The organism is Pseudoalteromonas sp. 11L1 (assembly GCF_055397545.1).
The window spans coordinates 651,094-673,536 of sequence record NZ_AP041142.1; the positions used below are offsets into that span (position 1 = coordinate 651,094).

The window sequence follows — 22,443 nt, forward strand, 5'->3', positions numbered from 1 at the left end:
ATTTGCTACTATACCTCTAAAACTCAACATGAATTAAAAAAATAGATAATTCCACTTTACAACAGTGGGTGCTGTACTCGATTCACTTAAAATTGAATTTAGTAAAATAACGACGTTACCAGCGGTGCTAAAACACATCCACACTTATTGTAATTTGGCTCAAGGCATAGAAGTTTAATAACTGTAGTGAAAGTGTTGCAGGAAAAGGCTGCTATTGAATGCGACTCAATGCTTAACATTCTGCTAATACCCAAATGACTGAAAGTTTAACCCTGAAAGGTCAACAGACCCTAGTCATGAAATTTACCATTGCTATCATGAGTGGATAAGCGGTGTTATGGCTCGCTCAGGAATAGCTTGTTGACCCATACACAAAAACCCCTAAAGTAACAAGAAAGTCGGCCGATAGATTAGTTGTTATCGGAGAGTTTGCTGATTTTTTGCCACATTGGCAATCAATACCTCTTTAGATAGCTATCTTAATTGATAAATCTGTAAAAGTGATACGGTAACATTTTATATTATATAGCTGATGCAACTGGCCGACTGGTTGGAACAGTATTCTCATGATTAGTGTATAAACTATATGGATTAAAGCCTTGCCTGTGGATAGGTGTTTGCTTGTTGTTGTGCTAATAACCCAGCGGCGAAATGAGCAAAGTTAAATGGTAGTTGGTTATGAGGTTACGTTATTCAGGCTAATTTAAAACATTTAATAAAATGTTATTTAAATTGGTCTAAACTAAAAAATAAATAAGTAAAGCAAGGTAGTTATAAATGCGGGAAATAGCGTTAGCAAAAAAGTTATTGTGGATAAGCGTCGGAAGTATACTTTTAACGGTGGTACTATTTTCAGGCATACTGTGGTCTAAACTCTCATCGAGTAATGCGAATACTTCTGCTGAGGCCGAAACTTTAATTGTAAATGAGGTGGATGGTCGATTAACAGCAAATGCAGCCGCCTATGGTGAGAAAATCGCTGCCTTTATTAATGAAGCTTACCGAATACCCTTTTCGCTTGGTAGCATTTTAGAAGATGCCGACAAAGCCTCAATAGAACGTGACTCAGTTGTTTCTTTAAATCGCTCGTTATTAGAAAGTAACGATGTTATTTCTTCTATATATTCTCAGTTTGAACAAAACGGCTTTGATGGTAAAGATAGCGAATTTACTCAAGGCTATGATCACTCTGTTGCCGGTGCTGGAACATTAGAAATTTATTTCACTAAAAACAGTAATGGCTTGGTTGAACAACAGGTCGTTGAAGACGCGGCAGAAAAATACGCGGATAAAATAAATGAATTTGGTTTACGTGAGGCAGAGTGGTACTTGTGTGCTAAAGACAAGTTAAAACCATGCATTATGGAACCCTACTTATATGAGATAACACCGGGTTACTCAGAAATGATGACTTCACTTGTTGTACCCGTTATTAAATCAGGCAAGTTTGTTGGTGTAACTGGGGCTGATATTACCTTACCTGTATTTCAAAAGTTAACAGAAGAGCTTTCAAATGCGCTTTACAATGGCAAAGCAAAAGTAACGTTACTTAGCCATTTGGGCTTAATTGTTGGTACCAGTCATTATAAAGAAAAATTAGGCCGTCCACTGAAAGAAGCTGTTAGCGCTAAAAGTTATGAAAGTTACAAAGCACTAAAAGGCACTAAAGGAATTAACAAGCAAGCCGCAGAAATAATGGTGTCTTACCCAATTGAAATTAAGCTTGCTGATGTGAAATGGATGCTGCTAATTGAAGTACCCGCGGAACTTGCTTTTGAGGGGCCAATTCAATTAACTGCAGGCATGTCTGAGGCAGCAAAAGAGCTGGGTGTGATTATTTTGATCACCGGTACTGTGATTGCGGTATTGGCATTTATAGTAATGAAGCTCGTTGTAGGTAGTGTTGTAGCGCCACTGCAGCAAATTCAGGAACGCGTTGACAACTTAGCAAGCTCTGAAGGCGATTTAACTCAAACTCTGCATGTGGATACTCACGCTGAATTGATTGCACTAGCTGGAGGGTTTAATAAGTTTTTATCAAAACTTCGTGAATTGATCAGTGAGCTAAAAGCGGTCTCAGATCAAACCAAACACCAAGGTGAGGTTACTTCGAACATTGCGGTAGAAACCAAGCACAATGTGCAAGCACAGTTTAAAGAAATTGAAAGTGTGGTTACTGCAATGAACGAAATGAGCGCGACAGCACTTGAAGTGGCAAAAGCTTCAGAGCAATCGGCGCAACAAGCAGATGAAATTAATACCCTAGTGGTAAGTAGCGAATCGAGCTTATCATCAGCTATGACGCAAGTTAAAACCATGTCAGAGGAAATTAAAGAAGCTAATCAGGCGGTAGAGAAAGTAGCATCGCGTAGTAATGATATTACCCAAATACTTGATGTGATCCGAACTATCTCTGAACAAACTAACTTACTAGCGCTAAACGCAGCTATTGAGGCTGCGCGAGCAGGGGAGCACGGACGTGGTTTTGCCGTTGTTGCTGATGAGGTTAGAGCTTTAGCATCTAAAACGCGTTCATCAACCGATGACATTAGTAGTTTAATCGACAGCTTACTTTCAGAAGTGGGTAATGCATCAACTGTTATTGAAAAAGGTGTAGTACGCGCTGAAACTGCAGTAGATGAAACCTCAACGGCTTTTGATGCACTGCACAGTGTGGTTGTGAAAGTAGATGAAATAACCAATCAAATTACCCATATTGCAACGGCTGCAGAAGAACAAAGCCTAGTCACCGAAGAAATAAATCGCAACTTGACAATAATTTCTGATGCCGCCTCACAGCTTTCAGATTTATCTGCTCAGGCAGGCGACAGCAGTGAAGAGCTGAATAAACTGGTTGCGCAGCAAGACTCTGAACTTAATAAATTAAAAACCTAGACGTCAAACTTTGTTTTTAAATTAAAAAGGCAGCTAATTTAGATTAGCTGCCTTTTTATTTTCGGCTAAAGACTTTTCATGAGTGAAAACATGTTTTCGATCATTGGTTTGGCTAAATGCTCTACGTTTGGTCGATTAAAATAATTACGTAAGCCAGTAAATTGTATTTGGAAAAAACGAGCATAATCTATAGCGGCAATATTTCCGCTTAGCTCTTTATCAGCTATAGCGAGTGTAAATAGTTCAGTAAGGTAATGTTCAAAGTCTATCATTAGCTCTACACTGATTTGGTAAAGATAACTGTCTTTCTCAATGAACTCATTATTAGCTTTTACTAACATGCAGATAGCACTTGGAGTATTACTTTTTGAGGAGATAACAACATACTCTACAAAATCTTGAAGTGCGTCAAGAATACTGCTGCATGATACTAAACGCTCATTTATTAAGCTTTGCATTTGCTTGGCATAGTTTTTTATCGCTTCACAATATAAACCTTCCTTAGAGCCAAATGCCGCATAAATGCTGCCAGGACGCATGTTAATTGCATCTTGTAAATCGCGAGTGGATGTAGCATGAAAGCCCTTCTCCCAGAATAATTGACTAGCGGCACGAACAACTTGCTCGCGTTCAAATTTAGCTTTATTGGCCATAATAGTTTCTATTAAATTGAGCGACTGTTCAATTTTAGCTTGAGCAGTCGCTCAAAATCAAATAGTATGTGTTTCGAAGTTAGTTAATTACATTAATTTATTGGAGCAGAACATGGCAGAATTTACGTTATATACTCAAGACAACGCACCTGAAGAATCAAAATCGCTTATGGCTGATTCAGTAGCAGCATTTGGTATGGTGCCAAACCTTCATGCAGTAATGGCAGAAGCACCTACGCTTCTTAAAGGCTACCAAGTACTGCACGACTTATTTCAAAAAACATCGTTTAACGCAGAAGAACTAACAGTGGTATGGCAGTCAATTAATGTTGAGCACGAATGCCATTACTGTGTACCAGCACACAGCGCAATTGCCGCTTCAATGAAAGTTGATCAAGGTATTGTTGATGCATTGGTTAATGAAACGCCACTTGCAGATGCAAAACTTGAAGTACTTCGTGAAACAACGCTTGCAATGACACGCAATCGCGGCGTAATTAGCAATGAGCAAATTGAGAAATTTTTTGCAGTAGGTTACGGTAAACAGCAACTGCTAGAAATAATTGTTGGTTTATCGCAAAAAGTAATGAGCAATTACACTAATCACCTAGCTGATACACCCGTTGACGAACCATTTAAAAAATTCGCAAAATAATAGCGGTTTTATAAATAACAAAGGCAGCCTAGGCTGCCTTTTGAGTTTTAAGACCAAAGTTACTTAAATTTAACGGTTTTTGTACTGCGAGTATAAATACGCTGTTCCGGTTTAGTCCATTCTCCTTTTTTTAAATAAGAGGTAGAAACAACAAACTGTTGATCTTTAAATTCACTGGTTGATTTAACTTTAGTGATCCCTTCTTTGCTACCAGTAACATCTTCGTAAGCCACAAATTGCGTTGGGCTCAGCACTTTCATGACGCCTTTAGTATAAAAACCAGCTGTTGTGAAGTAATAGAAAACCAGTGACTGTTTTTTACGATCATAGAAAATCATTGACTCCCCTCCATACTCACCCTCATTAATCGAGTGTGAAGTACGAATGGCTTTACCATTAAGTGCGCGCTGCCAATTACTGACATCTTGAATGCTTGGCTGACCTGTTTCGGTATTGAAATCCGCTTGCCATGTGCCTAAGTAAGGCGTAAATATCGCAAGTTCTGGCGCTAGTAAGTCTGCTTCATTATTTGCTTGAATACTAAATATAGATAGTGATAACAGCAGCATCGCGGCCTTTAAATATGTCATAATTTAACCTAAGTGTTTTTTAATTATTTTCATTATAGGCGATTATTTTTGATAAAAAGTACCTTAATTATATTTTCGAGTATGTTTATAGCTGCAATATGGCTTGCTTATTTAAATCATAAAATTGAGATGTTCATACCGATCTATATTTCATTACTCAGTGGTATTACTTTTTTATATTATGCCTGGGATAAACGAAAAGCAGTGCAGTCGAATCGTAAACAAGTAAGTCGTATACCTGAGCGACATTTACATCTCTGTGCTCTATTAGGAGGGTGGCCAGGCGCACTTATCGCGCAGCAAGCTTTACGGCATAAGTCAAAAAAGCGCGTATTTATAGTGGTATTGTGGTTGTGTATAACGGTGAATTTAAGCTTGGGCGGTTATATTTGGTATGTTTATTATTAATGTTAAAATGCCTTTATTTAAAAAGGCATTTTACTGCATTAAACAGTCTATTGCGCAGATTGACTTGATTGTTTTTCATCGAGCTCTATGGTTAAGATAGTTTTTTTATCAACCGTTATCCATTTTCTATAAGTAATATAACCTGCCTTACTTACTTCAATATCATATTTACCTGCATCTAGTTCAATAGCATCTTGATACACAGGCACTATATTCATTATACGAACTCTAGAGTCGGCTGGGTTAGTGATAACCGTAAGTGATATTGGTGCATTTTCTTCGCTCATTTGAGGAGTTGGCTCAATAACAACATCTTCAGTTTTGTTTGTTTTAGATGTTGCTGAACAGCCAGTGAGTATGAGTGCTGCAGCTAGCAAGCTTAAATTTTTCATAGGTACTCCATAAATTATAAAAAGTCTAAATATGTAAAATCTTGGCGGAGTGTATGGTGATATGAATGCACTCGTCGTCCTTGACTTTGTTGTCTGTATTTTGATTTTAGTCTAATAGCTATGCAATCGTTATTCAATCACTGCTGTGTTATTTTTGAACAATAAATAAACGCATTTTTTAGAGCATTTTGTCTAACGACTGAGTAATCGCTTCACTTTTTTCAACTAAACGTTCAGCGGCTTTATACATTCTTTTTTTCATTAAATCGTTTGCTGTACTGATGTAACGTCTCGACAATTCTTTTCTCAACGAAATTAAAAGTGAGAAGTCATCCGGTAATGCTGTTGATTCAGATTTAATAAATTCTTCGAATTCCATTAAAGCTTTATGATCTTCTATTGTTTCTAACTGAGCAGAGAATCGTTGAAACTTAGGACCATAAAACACCACGGCATCGGCACGAGGAAAGTCTGCCTGTTCGCCTAAATTAATCTTTTGCTGATACGCAGTTAATGCATTAATAGCAGATTCTCGCTGCATTAAATTTGCTAGTAACTCATCCGCTTTTTTGTTGTTTGTAAAAACGATTTTACCCACGTTTAAGAGAACTTTTTGGGTGATCACATCGTCACTTTCTATCGCGGTATTTAACGCAACTGTAAAATTATCAAAGTGAAGATCTGTAGGCTGATAACGGTAAGTTTTATCAACTTCTTTTAAGTCAAAAATCAAGTGGGCAATACTATTTGGCTGCTCTTCGTTATAACGCGACTGTTCGAGTAATAAATCGATTCTGGCTGTAATATCAAAAATAATTGATTGGCGTTCCCTAAGCACACTTTCTAATTGCATTGATAGTTTTTCTGAGTCAGGGTAATAACTTAATGCATCAGAGTAAACGGCTATAATTTTATCGAAATCTTTAAATTTACGACCAGCGATATTATTAAACTGATTAGCTTCATCGTTAAAGCTCTCTAATATGCTTTGCTGGTTTGATCTTAGTAACCCTTGTTTAAGCACTTCATATTGTGGCGGGATTTGTTCAAGTTTGTTTAAAATTGTTGGCCCCTGCCAAGACATCCACGCTTCTACTTGTTGATTAATTGCTTTGGCATTATCGAGTTGTGCCTGTAATTGTTTAGTATTATCTGAGTTTGAGTAATAGTTTTGCGTAATCAAAGCAATAATGGCTATACTCGCTGCTGTAGCAAAAATAGCAGGGTTTAAGTTTGTTGTAAGACTTTTTAAAATGGGCTCTAATGATTCAAGCCTTTGATTCGCATTTAAAACTAATGCTTTATTTAAATTGTTCCACAAAAGAATAGGGCAGTTACTTGGTTTTTTCACTGTTGTGTTTTTAGGAACTTTATCTGCAGCAATACGGTTAAATGGGTGTTTACTGCTGAGAAGTTCATAAGCAATGCATGCAAAAGAAAATACATCGTCTTTTACTGATGCTTCACTACCCTTTAATTGTTCAGGACTTGCATATGTTGGGGTGTAGCCGCCAATTGTTGCCAGTTCACTGTCATTTTTTACAGCGTATTGATCGTCTAAGCTTTTGTGTTTGGCAATACCAAAGTCAAGTACTTTAAGGTTACCGTTAGAATCAAAAATAATATTTGAAGGCTTGAGGTCATTATGAATGACGCCACGCGAGTGGGCATATACAAGAGCGCCAGTTAATTGCTTTAAAATAATTTTTGCTTTTTTAAACGCTAAGCCAGAGGGTTTGTTTCGTTTAATAATTTGTTCTAGTGTTTCCCCTTCAATTAACTCCATAGTGACATAATATAGATCGCCGTCAGAGTCTGCTGAGTACACTTTGACAATACTTGGGTGGGAAAGCTGTTGCGTTTTTGCTGTTTCATCTTTTAGTAGTGAGATAGCTTCTTCAGAGCTTGAGAATTCTTCTTGAAGTACTTTAATTGCTACCGATGCTTCTGAGCGATTACCGTTTTCTAAAAAAGTATCGCGCGCCCGATAGATATAACACATCCCGCCTTGGCCAATCAGCTCTTCAATTAAATAGCGGCCAGATATTTTTTTGCCAAGTAGATTTTGCTTGCGAATGTTTGACGTTTTTTTTGCGTTTGAGTCTAGGGAAGCAATCTGAGTTTTATCGTTGTGATCATTAGTACTGCTCATAAAAAATCCTTTTATTGTGTTAAGTTAAATAATTACAAAGGTAAATATTCTCTGCTTATCTATCAATTTTCCCTCTGATATGAGCATGTATTTTACAAAAATATACAATTATAGCAATGCCTGAATGACATATTATTGTTGGTAAATTTCCCTTACTGTAAATTGAAAAAGTCGGTTTAAAGCTAGAAGGAGTCTCTAAGAAGGCTATTTTCGGTCTAGTTATAAAGCATTACGGTAAAATATTTCATCGCTGTATAATTTGTTTATCAAACGTCTTGTTTTAGAGACAAAATCAATAGGGCAATATTTTCTTGTGTTAATTTCAATGTTGACAATAGTTTCGCTTCTACTTTATCCTGTTCACAATAATGATATAAGGGACTGACTTATCAAATGGAACTGATACTAAACATCACTAGTTATCACAGACTTTCACCTGAAATAGAAGCCACTAAAACTGTAACAGATTCATTAACTTTTGGTCGCTCTGAAGCGTGCGATTGGCACTTACCTGATCCCGAAAAAATAATCTCAAGTAAACACGGCATAATAGAAAAAGAAGGTGACTCTTTTTACGTATACGATAATTCAACCAATGGATTATTTATTAATTTTGCCGTAGCGCCGCTCGGTCAAGGCAACAAACAACGTTTGTCAGACAGTGACGTGTTAACCATTGGCGATTTTCAAGTCAGTGTGGTGCTAACATCAGCTCAACAAGCCGATGTGAGTAATTCTGCTCCAAGTCATTTTCAATCAGTAGATGCTTTAGCTGCGCAAAATTCTCAACCGTCTGAGCAGTCTATACCTTCATTCGATGACTCGATTATGAATGAGTCGATGCCTGAAATATCAGTGACTGCGCAGCAACAAACTGATAATCATATTCCGGAAGACTGGGATGAATTAACGCGCCTTATGAATACCGATGATTTTGACATTGGCAATAATGTTAGCAATTCATCAGCACCTGTTGATACCCCTGCGCCTATTCAAGAACCCCCCCGTTCAAGTAGCCACGCTAATGAGCATAAGCCTGAGATACAGTCTGCACCAGTAAAAAACGTGGTTCAAAGTGACAAGGCGTTATCAGGTGCGTTTTTAAAAGGGTTGGGGATTAAAGATGAACTTAAAAATTCGTTAGATAATGAAAAGCTGTGGTTTGAAATGGGCCAAGGGCTTAATTTATTGCTCACTGAGCTTATGGAATCTTTACGTCAACGCGCTATTGTAAAAAACAAATTAAGATTGAATCATACGATGTTTCAGGCTGAGCAAAACAATCCATTAAAATTTTCTGCCAACATTGATGACGTTATTCAGAACTTGTTCATAAAAAATAGTGCAAGCTTTCTGTCTTCGAATGAATCTATTAAAGAAAGCTTTATAGACACACGTAAGCATGAGCATGCATTACTCGCTGGTGCAGATGGCGTGTTAAAAGGGATGTTGTCGCAGGTTTCTCCCATGCAAATTAATCAACAGGCAAACGATAATTCTAACGTGTTAAAAATTATCCCTGGTCAAATAGAGTCTAAATGCTGGAAGTTATATCAAAGTTTATATGATGATATTTCTCAGGAAGTGAACACTAAAGGCGCCATGGCAATGTCTGATGATTTTTTAAAGGCATACAACGATCGAATCAAAGAAACGCACTAGAAAGGAAAGTAAATAATGTACAAAGTTAAGCTCTACTTATTGAGTTTTAGTTTACTATTTTTGGTTATGGGATGTACTACGATGAATAAAATCGTACCTCCTTCTACCGATCTGATCATTAATGTATCTAAAAATGTTAATCCAGATACGTCAGAACGTCCTTCTCCAGTGGTAATGAAAATTTTTGAGCTTAGCTCAAGAACTATTTTTGACACGCAGGACTTTTTTAGCTTGTACGACACACCAGAAAAAATCCTCGGACCTGACTTATTAAAAAAAGATGAATTAGAACTTCAGCCTGACTCAATACAACAATATAAAATGAGCCTTAATCGTAATACTCGTTACGTTGGGGTTGTTGTTGCTTATAGAAATATAGATCAAGCAAGGTGGAGAGCGGTTATAGAAGTTGACCCTACCGGCTATGACGATATCAATGTTAATGTAGAAGCAATTGCGACATACATGAGAGAGCAATAAAAAAGGATTTTTAAAAATGGGTGATAACACTCGTGTTGCTTGGACTGAAGGAATGTTTTTAAGACCTCAGCACTTTCAACAAGCAGATAAATATATTTCTAATGTTATCAAGCAAGTATGCAGTGGCAATCTTGCTGATCCGTGGGGAATAATCGATATAAGTATTGATAATGAATTGCTTAACAGCGGGCAGTTTGCTGTAGACGCATTATCAGCAATCACTCCAGATTTATTACCAATAGATATGCCTCAATCAACATCATTACCTGAACCGCTAGTGGTTAATAAAGATGTTTTTGATGAGATTGTTTATCTTGCTATCCCTGCGCTAAAAAATAGCGGGATTAATATATCTTCAGCCGACGATAACACCGTTACTCGGTATAAGCTCAATGACTTGTCAGTGAGTGATGATTTATTAGGGGCACAATCTCAGGAAATTATTCAAGTTGCGAAAGTGTATAGCAAATTGATGCTGTCTTCTGATGATCATTCAGGCTATATCGTATTACCTTTAGCTAGAATTATAGATGTGAGTAGTGAAGGGCAAATAAAGTTAGATGCTAAGTATATTCCTCCTTCTTTAAAAGTAGGGCAATGCAAACCTTTATCAGGGCTGGTCAGAGAAATTGGCTCAATGATTAAGCAGCGCGCTGAAAGTATAGCCGCTAGGCTCAGTCAAGGCTATGCAGGGAGTACCTCAGTTGCAGATTTTATCATGCTGCAAACACTAAATAAGTATGATGCGATATTTAATAACTTGCTTAGTGTCAATAGCTTACACCCTAATGTATTTTATAGTCGTTTAATTGAGCTTGCGGGCGAGTTGTCAACTTTCAGCACAGCTAATAAGAGGGTACCTAAATTACCTAATTATGATCATACTAATTTAGGACAGGTATTTAATGAAGTGGTTAACTTTTTATACCAATCGTTAAGCCATGTTATTGAACAAACAGCAACTGAAATTAAACTTGAGCAAAGTAAATTTGGTATTTCTTTTGGTGCGTTAAAAGACAAGTCAATTCTCAATTCAGCTCAATTTGTTTTAGCAATCAAAGCAAGTGTGCCACATGAAGAATTAAGAAAAATTCTGCCTTCGCAAATAAAAATTGGCAGTGTAGAAACTATTCGAGATCTGGTAAATAACCAAATTCCAGGTATTACGATTAGCAATTTACCAACAGCACCAAGACAAATTCCTTATCATGCTGGTTTTCATTATTTTGAATTAAATAGGCATGGTGAACATTGGGATAAATTACGTTCCAGCGGGGGAATTGCTATTCACCTCTCAGGAAATTACCCAGAGCTACAACTAAGCCTTTGGGCGATAAGAACTTAACTTTTTAAAAGGAAGAGTTTCAATGGACGAAACCATTATCAAACCTCGCCCAGGTCGATTAGGGCGAAATACGCCAAGTAGTAATCCGGCACAAAATGATGCTGATAAAACAGTGATGTCGGTCGAGCCACCTTCTTCAAAGCCATTAGGTAGTAACAAAGTATCGATATTTAAAAATCCTTTGTTAGAAGCAGCAACCGATTGTTTTTCTCTTGTAATTTCAATTAATCAATCGCTTGAAATGAGCAACCTCGCAGCGCTTAAACATCGTTGTGTTGAGGCAATCAAACGATTTGAAGTGGAAGTTCGCAATCAGCACTTATCAAAAGAAGTGATCAATAATTCGCGCTATTGTTTGTGTGCCATTCTTGATGAGTCTGTATTGAACTCAAAGTGGAGTTCAATGGAATGGGCAGATGAAAGTCTACTTTCTACTTTTCATAAAGAAACATTTGGCGGTGAATATTTTTATACGTTACTTGATTCAGGCTTAGGTCAACCAGAAAGAAATCAACAGTTTTTAGAGTTGCAATATCACTGCTTAAATTTAGGGTTTAAAGGTAAATATCGCCTAGGTGCCGGCGGTGATACAAAAATCGAAGAATATCGTTCACAACTTTATCATTTATTAAACCAACTTAATGGGCCAATTAACAACAAGCTGTCTCCAAACTGGAAGCAAAGAGTAGCAGCCGGTGTTGAACTGAGAAATCAAGTTCCGCTATGGGTTATATTTTCTGTATTGGGGCTAATATTATTGATGATCTATTTATCAATAAATATGAAACTAAATAATGATGTTGTTGCGATTAATGAAAAGCTAGCCGGTATTCACCCCTTAGCAGTCAACCAGACGGTTGATAAAAAAGATCAGCAATTACGTGTCCTTGAACAGTTGTTGCAAACAGAAATTAAAATGGGGATTGTTGCCGTTGCTAAAACCTCAGATGGGATCCGCATTACAATCAACAGTGAAAACTTGTTTAAGCAAGGAGACGCGCAACTTCTCCCTTCATTCCAGCCTATTTTAGAAAAGTTAGCGTTAAGTCTAGAAGGAACTAAAGGGCGAGTCCTCATAACAGGTCATACAGATGATTTACCAATTAGTACTGATACGTACCCTTCTAATTGGCATCTATCTTTAGCCAGAGCAACACAAGTTGCTAATTTAATGGCTAAAAGCACCAACTTGAGCGGTCGTCTATGGCCAGAAGGAAAGGGCGCAGCAGAGCCTATCGCCAGCAATTCAGATTCAGCTTCTCGGTCGTTAAACCGCAGAATTGAAATCGATCTATTATTTTAATGAGGCTGTAATGAGTTTCTCACAAAAATTTAAGAAAATAACCTACGCACTAACGTCTCGAACCGCTATATTAATTATCGGTTTTTTAGCCTTATCATTATTAATTTGGTTTGGTGGTCCTTTAATTGCAGTGGCCGATTATGTTCCGCTTGCCGGTGTCGCAGCAAGACTATTAACTATTTTATTGATAGTACTCGTTTTTTCAGTAACCAAAATTTATCGCCTTATGCAGCAAAGCAAACGTGATGAAAAAATGGCAGATGAGTTAATAGATAATAACGATGCAAACAGTAGTGAAGTTAACGAAGAAATAACCACTCTAAAAACCAGAATGAATGAAGCCATAGATTTACTCAAAGACGTAAAACTATTTAAAGGTAAAAATATATACCAATTGCCTTGGTATATTATGATTGGTCCACCTGGCGCAGGTAAAACAACGGTTATTCATAACTCAGGCCTAGATTACCCATTAAAGGATAAGCTTGGGGTTGATTTAGTGCATGGTGTTGGTGGTACGCGCAATTGTGATTGGTGGTTTACCAATAAAGCGGTATTAATCGACACCGCAGGGCGTTATACAACGCAAAGTAGCCACGCTAAACACGACTCTAGAGCATGGGAAGGCTTTCTCGGCTTACTAAGAAAGCATCGCCCATTGCGCCCTATAAATGGGGTAATGATCAGTATGGGGATTTCTGAACTTATGAGTCAGACCAAAACTGAGCGAAATCTTCATGCGCGTGCTATAAAACAACGCCTTCAAGAATTACAAAACCAGCTTGGTATGACATTTCCCGTCTATGTTATTTTTTCTAAAGTAGATTTAATTGAAGGATTCAGAGAGTTCTTTGGCGAACTTACTGAGGAAGAATGTGAGCAAGTTTGGGGGATCACCTTTGAGCTTGATTTAGACAAAGATACCCAAGTCGATGCATTCAATAAAGAATTCCACGCTTTAATTTCTAAACTTACAGAGATGTTAAACCGTCGATTGATCAATGAACGTAATGAAGCTATTCGAGCTAAAATCTTTGAGTTCCCCAGACAATTACGTGTGTTACAAGGCGTTGCTGATGACTTCTTGAAAGAGATTTTTACTCCTAACGCTTATGAAGAGTTACCTATGTTTAGAGGCGTGTATCTAACCAGCGCCACTCAAGAGGGTACCCCTTCGAGCTTTTTAAATGATGCAAGTGCAGATAAAACCGATTACATAAACCAATCTAAAAGCTTTTTTATTAAAAACGTTTTAGAGAGCGTTATTTTCCCTGAGCAAAACTTAGCAAGCACTAACAAACACCATGATAAACAGAATAAGTGGCTTCGAATTGCTAGTGTGTCACTTGCGTGTATTGCTTTGTTCGGTTTTTCAATTTCTTGGTATTTCAGCTTTGCGTGGAATAGCAACTTAATTGATGCAACAGATGAAGCAGTTGCCACGTACCAAGAACTAGACTCATCTTCTTTTGATAGAAATAATCTACTGGTACTAAATGACAGACTAAATGCATTAAGAAACTTGCCAGCAACCAATGCTCAGTTAATTGATCCTGAAGATGCATCTTCAGTTGGCTTTAATAAGCTTACTGAAATTAAAGAGTCTTCTGCTAATGCTTACAAACGTTCTTTGCAAACCTATTTAGAGCCCTTCATTGCAAACACGTTAATAAAGGAAATGGAGGCTCACCCAGAGCACCTTAGCTATTTATATGAAACGCTCAGATGCTACTTAATGCTATTTAAACCTGAATATTTTGAAAGTGAAGATATTTCCGTTTGGTTTAGTGCATATTTAGATAGAAATTTGCCTGGTGATTTGAACATGCAGACGCGTAATGAGTTGATGAATCATATTGCTGCGTTGTTAAAAGAGGGCGTAACACAAACCGAAATAGATAATCAGGCGGTTCGCGTAGCTCGTGCAGAACTCACTAAACTACCGATTGCAGAAAGAGCATACCAGCGACTTCAAGCTGATTTTCTTGATAGCAGTATTCCGCCTTTCAGATTAACCGATATTATTAGCTTTGAAAGTGCGCAAAAATTTACTTTTCGTAATAATGGTGATTTAACGCGCAGTATTCCGGGGCTATACACTTTTAACGGTTTTCATGGCATTTTTAATATTGAAAAAGGAAAAATGCTTGGCAACTTAATGGCCAGTAGCTGGGTGTATGGTCAAGAAGCCTCTGGCACGTATGATATTTCTAAAGCAGAGATAGAAAAGAAGCTAGAGCAACGTTACTTTCAAGATTATATCTATTATTGGCAGTCGTTTTTAGATGACTTGAGTCTTAATCAATACAGCTCACCTGCTGAGGGTGTGAATATTACTGATGTATTAGCAGGCTCAGAAGCGCCAATAAAAAATATCATCAATGCAGTTAAAAAGAATGTTCAACTAACTAAGCTACCTGTTTCTGAAAATCAAAAAGTCGCAGGGGATATTGCGGCTAATGCAGCTAAAGTTGCGATGCAAACGAAAGCAAATCGAATCAAACGCTTCTTACCTGACGAAGCGCCTAAGTTTGAGGTACAGCTACCGGGCTATCAAGTCGAAGAGGCGTTTGAAGATATTATCGATATAGACATTCAGCAGCTTGATAATATTCAGAAAAACTTAAGAGAGTTGAATATTTATCTAACTAAACTTGATAGAGGTGATCAGCTTAAATACTCAATTAAAGATCAAATAAGTGGTAAGAGTAAACCGAGTTTTATTCGCCAATTAGAGTACCAAAGTAGTGATTTGCCTTATCCGTTTAATAGTTGGTTGCTTGATATAAGTAGAGATACTAGCAACATCACCAAAAATAGTGCTAACAGACATTTAAATGAAATTTGGAAAAGCAAAGTGTTGCGCGAGTATAACGCGGCAATTGTGGGGCGTTACCCATTTGCTCCGCAGGCAGAAAAAGAAGTCAGCATTAAAGACTTTACTCGCTTCTTTGGCCCCAATGGCACCATAGATAACTTTTTTAATAGCTATGTAGCTCCGAGTGTGGACATGAGCTCTAGCCCGTGGAAATTTGAAAAAGATATTGGTATTAGCAATAACACCTTAAAAATGTTTGAGCACGCTTTCAAAATTCAAACCGCATTTTTTGAACGTGGTAGTGACACACCCCGAATTGAGTTTGGCTTACGTACTTTTAATTTAGATAAAACGGTATCTAGTTTAATGATTGAAATTGATGGCCAGTCAATGATTTACCGTCATGGTCCACTCAAGGTTACAAACTTTGTATGGCCTGGCGCCAGTGGCCAAAGTAAAACTCGCGTTGTGTTTACGCCGCCAAACGGTGGGCGTTCAATTAACACAACTTATCAAGGCGAGTGGTCACTTTATCGAATGCTAGATGAGCTCAGTGAAAAGCGCAGCAAAACACGTCAAGATCTAGAGTTACATTTCTCTTTGATGGGGAACAACGCAAAAGTAGAATTACTGCCTAGCTCAATCAGGCATCCGTTTTGGAACAGCAGTGTAGAGAAGTTTTCATGTCCGACCCGATTGTAGATATTGGTTATCTTGGCAAGGTGCCTTGTTTAGGCGACTTTGTTCAAGATAACGTAACTAAAGAGTTTTCAGAGCATTGGGAGCAATGGTTACAAGCTGCCATTGCTGTGAGCAAAGAGCAACTTGGTGATGTTTGGCAAGAAAGCTACCTAACAGGCCCTGTTTGGCACTTTGCCTTAAGCCCCAATATTGTGGGTGATACTGGCATTATGGGGACGTTATTGCCCAGTATGGATGCAGTAGGAAGGCACTATCCACTAACAGTAACTCGTGCAACTCATATTGCTCCGGTTGATGTGCTTCATTCTGGTGTTTTTTCATTAGAGTACGAAGATGCTGTTCTTAAAGTACTTGATGGCTCTGTGGATTTGTTCTCTTGGCGAAAAGAACTAGCCAGTACATTAAGTGAAGTTGCTGCAAATAAAAAGCAAGTAAGTTATGCCAATTCAAAAGATAAAAACAAGCAAGCAGTCGCACTAGAGTTTTCAGGCACAGAGTTAAGCGATCATATATTACAAGATGCCATGCATGCGATTTTACATAAAAAGTATGGTGATTACAGTGTTTGGTGGACTCATGGTTCTTGTAATATTAAGCCTATGGTACTGATCACTTCAGCTTTGCCGCCGGTTAATCAAGTAGCCGCTATGCTCGATGGACGTTGGAAGCATTGGGAATGGAATTACACACAGGTAAAGAATAGTGATTAGTAATTTAAGTACAAGTTATGCCATTACTCATAGAGGTGCAGTGAGGCAGCTTAATGAAGATGCGCACGTGGAAATTAACAGCCATAACTTATGGGTCGTGGCTGACGGAATGGGTGGGCATGAAGCGGGTGAAGTTGCTAGTCAATTAGTGGTTGATGTGATTAGAACTACTGTTGAAAAGCTCAGGCTAGAGGACTTGACCGTAAGTCATATTGTTAGCGCTATAGAAGATGCAAATAAGCAACTAAATCAATATAGCGCGCAATACTTAAGCAATAAAACAGCTGGCAGTACAGTAACAGCTTTGTTTGTTAAGAATGAGCGCTATTACATATTATGGGCTGGTGATAGCAGAGCCTACTTATTACGTAATGGCAAACTAACGCAAGTTTCTCGAGATCATAGTCAAGTTAATGACTTAATCGACGAGGGAATGATCTCTGTTGAAGAAGCTAAAAGCCACCCATTATCTAACGTTATTACCCGTGCTGTAGGGGTAATGGATGAAGTGAAGGTGGATGTAATTGAGGGTGAGATAAACAAAGGCGACATCTTTTTACTGTGTTCAGATGGCCTTACCGGTGAATTATCAGATGAAGACATATGTTTGTCATTAGAGCCCAGTAGTATTATTGATTCAGGAATGGCTTTAATGCACTCCTCGTTAGTCAGAGGTGCTAAAGATAATGTGACTTGTATTTTAGTGAAATATGATGATGTAGATGCCAATCAATCGATACAATCTTGCAATATACAAGATGAGGCAACGATTCCATTGTTCACTAAGTAGCTGATTAAGCCTGTTTTAGTATATTTAAGAAAAAAATTGTAAATATATCAGGAACAAAAAAACTGTTATTTCAATTATTTATAAAATAACATTAGCCAGCTTATCGGCACAATGGCGCTGAAGCTTGTAATTTAATTTAAAGAATGTAATATTATTCACGCTCTAAGCTTTAGAGAATATGGATAATATTTAGGACAATGGAATGTTTTTATTTGAAGAGTATATTTCCCCTATTTCAGATACTGAGTTTGCAGGTAGTGATCCGCGCTCAGATGTCTCTCCAACGTCTACTTACTACGCCTTAAAAGATTTAAGAAACCAACTTCGTGCGGCTGAAAGAAATGCGTTAGTCGATGAAGAAGGAATTGCTTCGCTTTCTCGAGATTGGATTCCGTTACTTGAGCAATGTAGTGAGGCAATTAAAACCGAAAGTAAAGATATAGAATACCTAGCATGGCTAATTGAAGGCTTGTGCCGCGTTCATGGCTTTAAAGGCATTGCGTTTGGTTTTAGTGTTGCTAAGCACCTTTTGGAACATCATTTTGAGTCACTTTATCCAACACTTGATGACGGTGATGAAATTTCAGACAAAGTGTCTGCATTAGTTGGCTTAAATGGCAGTGCTGGTGAAGGTACGTTAATTATTCCAATTAAAAGTATATACATGACAGACAGTGTCAGTATGGATCCTTTTTCTTTTTGGGAATATCAGCAAGGTTATGACATTTCACGTTTAAGTGATGAAAAACGCGAAAAGAAGATAACTCAAGGTGCCGTTGATTTTGAACAGCTTGAAAAAAGTGCAGCCGAAACCAGTACCGAGTTTTTTGTATCTTTAAAAAATGATATTGAAGATGCGATAGAAAAATTTGCCGCTTTGAGTGAGGTTATGGATAAGGTAACGGGTGAGCCACAACCTACATCTAATATTAAACAAGCATTAGAAGTGAGCTTATCTGCGGTAAATCATGTTGCAGCAGATAAACTTGAAGCAGCACAAATTGCATTAGATAAGGCAAATGCTGAGCCTGAAGAGGAAGTGGTTGAGGATGAGATAGAAGCAGACTCAACGCAACCTAAAAAGCGTGTCAGTGATGAGATTGATTCGAGAGAAAACGCAATAAAAAAACTTCAAGAAATTGCGACATTTTTCAGAAAGACTGAACCTCATTCACCAATGTCTTACACGATAGAACAAGTTATTCGATGGAGCGAATTATCGCTACCTGAGTTATTAAATGAGTTAATTACAGATAGTGATGCTAGGACTGGATACTTTAAGTTGTCTGGCATTAAGATCAGCGAAACTGAAACATAGTAAAAGGAGTTCTCAATGAGTATCCATGATAAGTTAAAACGAGTTCGTAAACCAAGAGTACATATCACTTATGATGTGGAAACTGAGGGCGCGGCAGTAAAAAAAGAATTACCCTTTGTAGTAGGTGTAATGGGTGATTTTTCTGGTGATAACACAGAAGCACTTAAACCACTAAAAGATAGACGTTTTATTCAAATTGATCGTGATAACTTTAATGATGTTTTAAAACGTATGAGTCCTTCTCTGCGTTTAAAAGTAGACAATACATTAACGGATGATGGTTCTCAGTTTGAAGTTAACTTGAACTTTAAGTCGATTGACGATTTCGAGCCTGCTGCGGTTGTAAATCAAGTAGAGCCTTTACGCAAATTGATGGAAACGCGCAACAAGCTGCGTGACTTGATGACCAAGATTGACCGCTCAGAAGAGCTTGAAAATGTACTCGAAGAAGTATTAAGTAATACAGCAAGCTTAGACTCGATGGCTAAAGAACTTAACTTAGAGGAGACTGATAAATGAGCACTGAACAATTAGCAACAGAATCAGAATCGGTATCAGAGGTAAGTTCTTCACTATTAGAGCAAGCAATTGGCGCGACTAAACAAACAGAGTCGAGCCGTGCTGAAGAATTACTAAAAACATTAACAGAAGAAGCGTTAAAAGGCACAGTTCAATGGAATAAAAACATGACTGTGACGTTTAATGAAGCTATTCAGTTAATCGATCAAAAAATCTCAAAACAGCTAAGTGTGGTGATGCACTCGGATGAGTTTCAAAAGCTTGAAGGCTCATGGCGCGGTTTGCATCACTTAGTGATGAACTCTGAAACAAGTTCTACATTAAAAATTCGTGTTTTAAACATGAAGAAAAAAGAGTTACATAAAGACTTAAGTAAAGCCGTTGAGTTTGATCAAAGCCAAACCTTCAAGAAAATTTACGAGTCTGAATTTGGTACTCCAGGTGGTGAACCATATGGCACTATCGTAGGTGACTTTGAATTTACTAATCACCCTGAAGATGTTGAAACATTGAGCTTAATGTCTAATGTGGCTGCAGCTGGATTCTGTCCATTTATTGCTGCCTCTTCACCGTCTTTATTCGGTTTTGATAATTGGGAAGAGCTTACTAAACCACGTGATTTAGAAAAAGTATTTGAATCATTAGAATACACTAAATGGCGCTCATTTAGAGACAGCGATGATTCACGCTTTGTATCACTTACTATGCCGCGTTTCCTTTCGCGTTTACCTTATGGTGCTGCTTCTAAACCTGTTGAAGAGTTCAACTACGAAGAGTTTGAAGTTGAGCCAAAAGACGGTCGTTCAGTGAGCACTGATAATGGTGATTACTGTTGGAGTAATGCAGCATACGCTATGGCAACTAACATGACCGCTGCGTTTTCTCAATACGGTTTCTGTACTGCTATTCGTGGTGCAGAGGGTGGCGGTAAAGTGGAAGGCTTACCGACTCACATATTTACTAGTGATGATGGTGATCCAGATCTTAAGTGTCCAACAGAAATTGGCATTACAGATCGTCGTGAGGCAGAGTTAAGTCAGTTAGGCTTCTTACCTCTATGTCACTATAAAAATACTGATTATGCTGTTTTCTTTGGCGGTCAAAGCTGTCAAAAACCAAAAATTTACTCAACGCCTGATGCCACGGCTAACGCTGCTATTTCAGCTCGTTTACCATACTTAATGGCAACTTCTCGCTTTGCGCATTACTTAAAAGTAATGGCACGTGACAAGATTGGTAGCTTTATGGAAGCTGAAGACGTTGAATCATGGTTAAACCGTTGGATCCTGTCATATGTAAATGCGACAGAGGGCGGTGGTCAAGACATCAGAGCACGTTACCCTCTTGCAGATGCAAAAGTATCTGTAAAAGAGATCCCAGGTCAACCTGGTGCCTACAACGCTGTTGCTTGGTTGAAACCTTGGTTACAAATGGAAGAACTAACGTCTTCTTTACGTCTTGTAGCTAAAATCCCAGAGATCGGTTAATAATACCGCTCTCTCGCATTAAGGATGATGCAATAGAATGAATCACGAAGAGTTTTCATTTATAAATCAAGACTTCACTTTTCAACAAAAGTCACAGTCTCGAATTAGCGATAATGACGCTTTGCTCGATAGGTTTTTAAATGAAAAAAACCTAGATAAAGCGTTATTGTTATGGCTTGAAGGCTCTTCTGATTCTCCCCTTTCTTGGAATAAGGAGTCTTTGAGTCCTTATTTACAACGTGTAATTATTGAACTCGATCAGCTTATTTCATCGCAACTCAACCACATAATTCATGCAGATAGCTTTCAACGCTTAGAAGCTAGCTGGCGTAATCTATGGTGGTTATTGTTACAAACAGAGCAACAAGACAAAGAAAAAAAAGTAAAAGTTAAATTGCTCAATTGTGATTGGTCAACGCTCTCAAAAGACGTGAACAAAGCGATTGATTTTGATCAAAGTATGTTTTTTCAGTTACTTTATCAAAACGAGTTTGACAGTGCCGGAGGCGAGCCTTTTGGTATTGTAATTGGTGATTACGAAATCAGTAATGGTTGCTCAGCAGGCACTATTTACAATGATATTGATACTATAAAAGAGGTATCAAGAACGGCAGCGGCTGCATTTTCTCCTTTTATATGTTCGGCTTCGGCTAATTTATTTGGTGCTGATAGCTTTTCTGATTTAGGTTATTACTCTGATTTATTTAACCAGTTTGAACAACCTGAATATATAAAATGGCAAAGTTTTAGAAAAATGGAAGAAGCGCGCTTTATGGGTTTTACGTTGCCTCATGTGTTAGTTAGGCCGCCTTATGTTAATGATGGCAAACGCCATCAAGATTTTTACTTCAAAGAACAAATAAAAAATCCAGAAACAGATATGTTATGGGGCAGTGCAGCGTATCAGTTTGTATCAACAATAATTAGAGCTTACTGCGACAGCGGTTGGTTTGGTCACATTCGTGGTATAGAGCCAGGCAAAGTTTCTAAGGGATTAGTAACAGGGCTTGCTCGTGATAGCTTTGCAAACGATACCTATCAAAAAGAGGCAAAGCCGCCACTTGATTTATTAGTAACCAGTAAGTTTGAAAAGCAATTTTCTGAGCTCGGTTTTATCCCAGCTTCTTCGGTTACAAATACGGAGCATATTGTTTTTTACAGTAATGCATCGGTTCAAAAAACAAAAAATTACGACTCAAGTGCTGCCAATATCAATGCGCGCCTATCGTCTATGTTGCAATACATTTTGTGTGTATCGCGCTTTGCGCACTATTTAAAATTATTAGCCCGCGATCGTGTCGGGTCTTACAGCACAGCACAGGCCTGTGAAAGAGACTTACAAGCGTGGATAAATAACTACACTACTGCATCAGATTCCGCGTCTGAGCATATTAGAAGCAAATATCCACTGAGTAATGCAAAAATAAAAGTAAGTGAAAATAAAGCAAACCCGGGGCATTACTTTTCGGTTTTGCAGTTACAGCCCCACTTTCAGTTAGACCAAATGGTCTCGAGTATTAAGTTAATAACAGAGCTCAGTCCTCATCATAAAATAAAGGAATAA

Annotated in this window: 18 protein-coding genes; 14 read left to right on the forward strand and 4 right to left on the reverse strand. The window is 37.9% G+C overall.

The features are described 5' to 3' along the window. The first annotated feature begins 777 nt into the window (after positions 1-777). Complete coding sequence (locus ACZ5WS_RS18565; protein WP_138605826.1) at positions 778-2,895, forward strand: methyl-accepting chemotaxis protein; 2,118 nt, start codon at positions 778-780, stop codon at positions 2,893-2,895. A 65-nt stretch (positions 2,896-2,960) separates the two neighbouring features. Here the strand turns inward: ACZ5WS_RS18565 and ACZ5WS_RS18570 are convergent, their stop codons facing one another. Continuing rightward, positions 2,961-3,548 carry a TetR/AcrR family transcriptional regulator gene (locus tag ACZ5WS_RS18570; protein ID WP_464711790.1) on the reverse strand — a complete coding sequence of 196 codons (588 nt, stop codon included), beginning with the start codon at positions 3,546-3,548 and terminating at the stop codon, positions 2,961-2,963. A gap of 112 nt (positions 3,549-3,660) precedes the next feature. On the opposite strand from ACZ5WS_RS18570, the gene ACZ5WS_RS18575 reads away from it, so the two are divergent. Continuing rightward, the gene (locus ACZ5WS_RS18575) at positions 3,661-4,203 is read left to right on the forward strand and encodes a carboxymuconolactone decarboxylase family protein (protein WP_138764933.1); all 543 of its coding nucleotides are present in this window, start codon (positions 3,661-3,663) and stop codon (positions 4,201-4,203) included. Between the two features lie 59 nt (positions 4,204-4,262). Here ACZ5WS_RS18575 and ACZ5WS_RS18580 read toward each other — a convergent pair whose 3' ends face one another. Beyond that, on the reverse strand, positions 4,263-4,793 hold the full coding sequence (locus ACZ5WS_RS18580) for a hypothetical protein (RefSeq protein ID WP_138605832.1): 531 nt from the start codon (positions 4,791-4,793) through the stop codon (positions 4,263-4,265). 48 nt (positions 4,794-4,841) lie between these two features. On the opposite strand from ACZ5WS_RS18580, the gene ACZ5WS_RS18585 reads away from it, so the two are divergent. Continuing rightward, positions 4,842-5,201, forward strand: coding sequence for a DUF1294 domain-containing protein (locus ACZ5WS_RS18585; RefSeq protein WP_138605833.1), 360 nt, complete (start codon positions 4,842-4,844; stop codon positions 5,199-5,201). A 47-nt stretch (positions 5,202-5,248) separates the two neighbouring features. Here the strand turns inward: ACZ5WS_RS18585 and ACZ5WS_RS18590 are convergent, their stop codons facing one another. Then, on the reverse strand, positions 5,249-5,593 hold the full coding sequence (locus ACZ5WS_RS18590; RefSeq protein WP_138605835.1) for a PEGA domain-containing protein: 345 nt from the start codon (positions 5,591-5,593) through the stop codon (positions 5,249-5,251). Between the two features lie 178 nt (positions 5,594-5,771). Beyond that, positions 5,772-7,745, reverse strand: coding sequence for a serine/threonine-protein kinase (locus ACZ5WS_RS18595; protein ID WP_464711793.1), 1,974 nt, complete (start codon positions 7,743-7,745; stop codon positions 5,772-5,774). 393 nt (positions 7,746-8,138) lie between these two features. On the opposite strand from ACZ5WS_RS18595, the gene tagH reads away from it, so the two are divergent. The 11 genes from tagH to tssC (ACZ5WS_RS18650) all read left to right on the forward strand — a co-directional run bounded on the left by tagH (position 8,139) and on the right by tssC (ACZ5WS_RS18650) (position 22,443). Continuing rightward, positions 8,139-9,407, forward strand: coding sequence for a type VI secretion system-associated FHA domain protein TagH (tagH, locus tag ACZ5WS_RS18600; protein WP_464711795.1), 1,269 nt, complete (start codon positions 8,139-8,141; stop codon positions 9,405-9,407). 15 nt (positions 9,408-9,422) lie between these two features. Continuing rightward, the gene (gene tssJ, locus ACZ5WS_RS18605; RefSeq protein ID WP_010389398.1) at positions 9,423-9,887 is read left to right on the forward strand and encodes a type VI secretion system lipoprotein TssJ; all 465 of its coding nucleotides are present in this window, start codon (positions 9,423-9,425) and stop codon (positions 9,885-9,887) included. A 16-nt stretch (positions 9,888-9,903) separates the two neighbouring features. Then, positions 9,904-11,232 carry a type VI secretion system baseplate subunit TssK gene (tssK, locus tag ACZ5WS_RS18610; RefSeq protein ID WP_010389395.1) on the forward strand — a complete coding sequence of 443 codons (1,329 nt, stop codon included), beginning with the start codon at positions 9,904-9,906 and terminating at the stop codon, positions 11,230-11,232. Positions 11,233-11,254: 22 nt separating this feature from the next. Continuing rightward, the gene (tssL, locus tag ACZ5WS_RS18615) at positions 11,255-12,535 is read left to right on the forward strand and encodes a type VI secretion system protein TssL, long form (protein WP_054201393.1); all 1,281 of its coding nucleotides are present in this window, start codon (positions 11,255-11,257) and stop codon (positions 12,533-12,535) included. A 10-nt stretch (positions 12,536-12,545) separates the two neighbouring features. Continuing rightward, a complete protein-coding gene (gene tssM / locus ACZ5WS_RS18620) occupies positions 12,546-16,055 on the forward strand; it encodes a type VI secretion system membrane subunit TssM (protein ID WP_464711798.1) in 3,510 nt (1,169 codons plus the stop codon). Beyond that, positions 16,037-16,765: a type VI secretion system-associated protein TagF gene (tagF, locus tag ACZ5WS_RS18625; protein WP_010389388.1), complete on the forward strand. Its 729-nt coding sequence runs from the start codon at positions 16,037-16,039 to the stop codon at positions 16,763-16,765. The genes tssM and tagF overlap by 19 nt, the downstream gene beginning before the upstream one ends. Beyond that, a complete protein-coding gene (locus ACZ5WS_RS18630) occupies positions 16,758-17,555 on the forward strand; it encodes a PP2C family protein-serine/threonine phosphatase (RefSeq protein WP_464711800.1) in 798 nt (265 codons plus the stop codon). Before tagF ends, ACZ5WS_RS18630 begins: the two co-directional genes overlap by 8 nt. 202 nt (positions 17,556-17,757) lie before the next feature. Continuing rightward, positions 17,758-18,873 carry a type VI secretion system protein TssA gene (gene tssA, locus ACZ5WS_RS18635; protein ID WP_464711802.1) on the forward strand — a complete coding sequence of 372 codons (1,116 nt, stop codon included), beginning with the start codon at positions 17,758-17,760 and terminating at the stop codon, positions 18,871-18,873. Positions 18,874-18,888: 15 nt separating this feature from the next. Continuing rightward, entirely contained in the window at positions 18,889-19,392 is a 504-nt protein-coding gene (gene tssB / locus ACZ5WS_RS18640) for a type VI secretion system contractile sheath small subunit (protein ID WP_010389380.1), read from the forward strand. Next, positions 19,389-20,879, forward strand: a complete 1,491-nt coding sequence (gene tssC / locus ACZ5WS_RS18645) for a type VI secretion system contractile sheath large subunit (protein WP_010389377.1) — start codon at positions 19,389-19,391, stop codon at positions 20,877-20,879. The genes tssB and tssC (ACZ5WS_RS18645) overlap by 4 nt, the downstream gene beginning before the upstream one ends. A 37-nt stretch (positions 20,880-20,916) precedes the next feature. Then, positions 20,917-22,443, forward strand: coding sequence for a type VI secretion system contractile sheath large subunit (gene tssC / locus ACZ5WS_RS18650; RefSeq protein ID WP_131692235.1), 1,527 nt, complete (start codon positions 20,917-20,919; stop codon positions 22,441-22,443).

Excerpts from the sequence above, each read along its gene's own strand:
- ACZ5WS_RS18565 (WP_138605826.1), top strand. The coding sequence starts at position 778 with ATGCGGGAAATAGCGTTAGCAAAAAAGTTATTGTGGATAAGCGTCGGA.
- ACZ5WS_RS18570 (WP_464711790.1), bottom strand. The coding sequence starts at position 3,548 with ATGGCCAATAAAGCTAAATTTGAACGCGAGCAAGTTGTTCGTGCCGCT.
- ACZ5WS_RS18575 (WP_138764933.1), top strand. The coding sequence starts at position 3,661 with ATGGCAGAATTTACGTTATATACTCAAGACAACGCACCTGAAGAATCA.
- ACZ5WS_RS18580 (WP_138605832.1), bottom strand. The coding sequence starts at position 4,793 with ATGACATATTTAAAGGCCGCGATGCTGCTGTTATCACTATCTATATTT.
- ACZ5WS_RS18590 (WP_138605835.1), bottom strand. The coding sequence starts at position 5,593 with ATGAAAAATTTAAGCTTGCTAGCTGCAGCACTCATACTCACTGGCTGT.
- ACZ5WS_RS18595 (WP_464711793.1), bottom strand. The coding sequence starts at position 7,745 with ATGAGCAGTACTAATGATCACAACGATAAAACTCAGATTGCTTCCCTA.
- tagH (WP_464711795.1), top strand. The coding sequence starts at position 8,139 with ATGGAACTGATACTAAACATCACTAGTTATCACAGACTTTCACCTGAA.
- tssJ (WP_010389398.1), top strand. The coding sequence starts at position 9,423 with ATGTACAAAGTTAAGCTCTACTTATTGAGTTTTAGTTTACTATTTTTG.
- tssK (WP_010389395.1), top strand. The coding sequence starts at position 9,904 with ATGGGTGATAACACTCGTGTTGCTTGGACTGAAGGAATGTTTTTAAGA.
- tssL (WP_054201393.1), top strand. The coding sequence starts at position 11,255 with ATGGACGAAACCATTATCAAACCTCGCCCAGGTCGATTAGGGCGAAAT.
- tssM (WP_464711798.1), top strand. The coding sequence starts at position 12,546 with ATGAGTTTCTCACAAAAATTTAAGAAAATAACCTACGCACTAACGTCT.
- tagF (WP_010389388.1), top strand. The coding sequence starts at position 16,037 with ATGTCCGACCCGATTGTAGATATTGGTTATCTTGGCAAGGTGCCTTGT.
- tssA (WP_464711802.1), top strand. The coding sequence starts at position 17,758 with ATGTTTTTATTTGAAGAGTATATTTCCCCTATTTCAGATACTGAGTTT.
- tssB (WP_010389380.1), top strand. The coding sequence starts at position 18,889 with ATGAGTATCCATGATAAGTTAAAACGAGTTCGTAAACCAAGAGTACAT.
- tssC (WP_010389377.1), top strand. The coding sequence starts at position 19,389 with ATGAGCACTGAACAATTAGCAACAGAATCAGAATCGGTATCAGAGGTA.
- tssC (WP_131692235.1), top strand. The coding sequence starts at position 20,917 with ATGAATCACGAAGAGTTTTCATTTATAAATCAAGACTTCACTTTTCAA.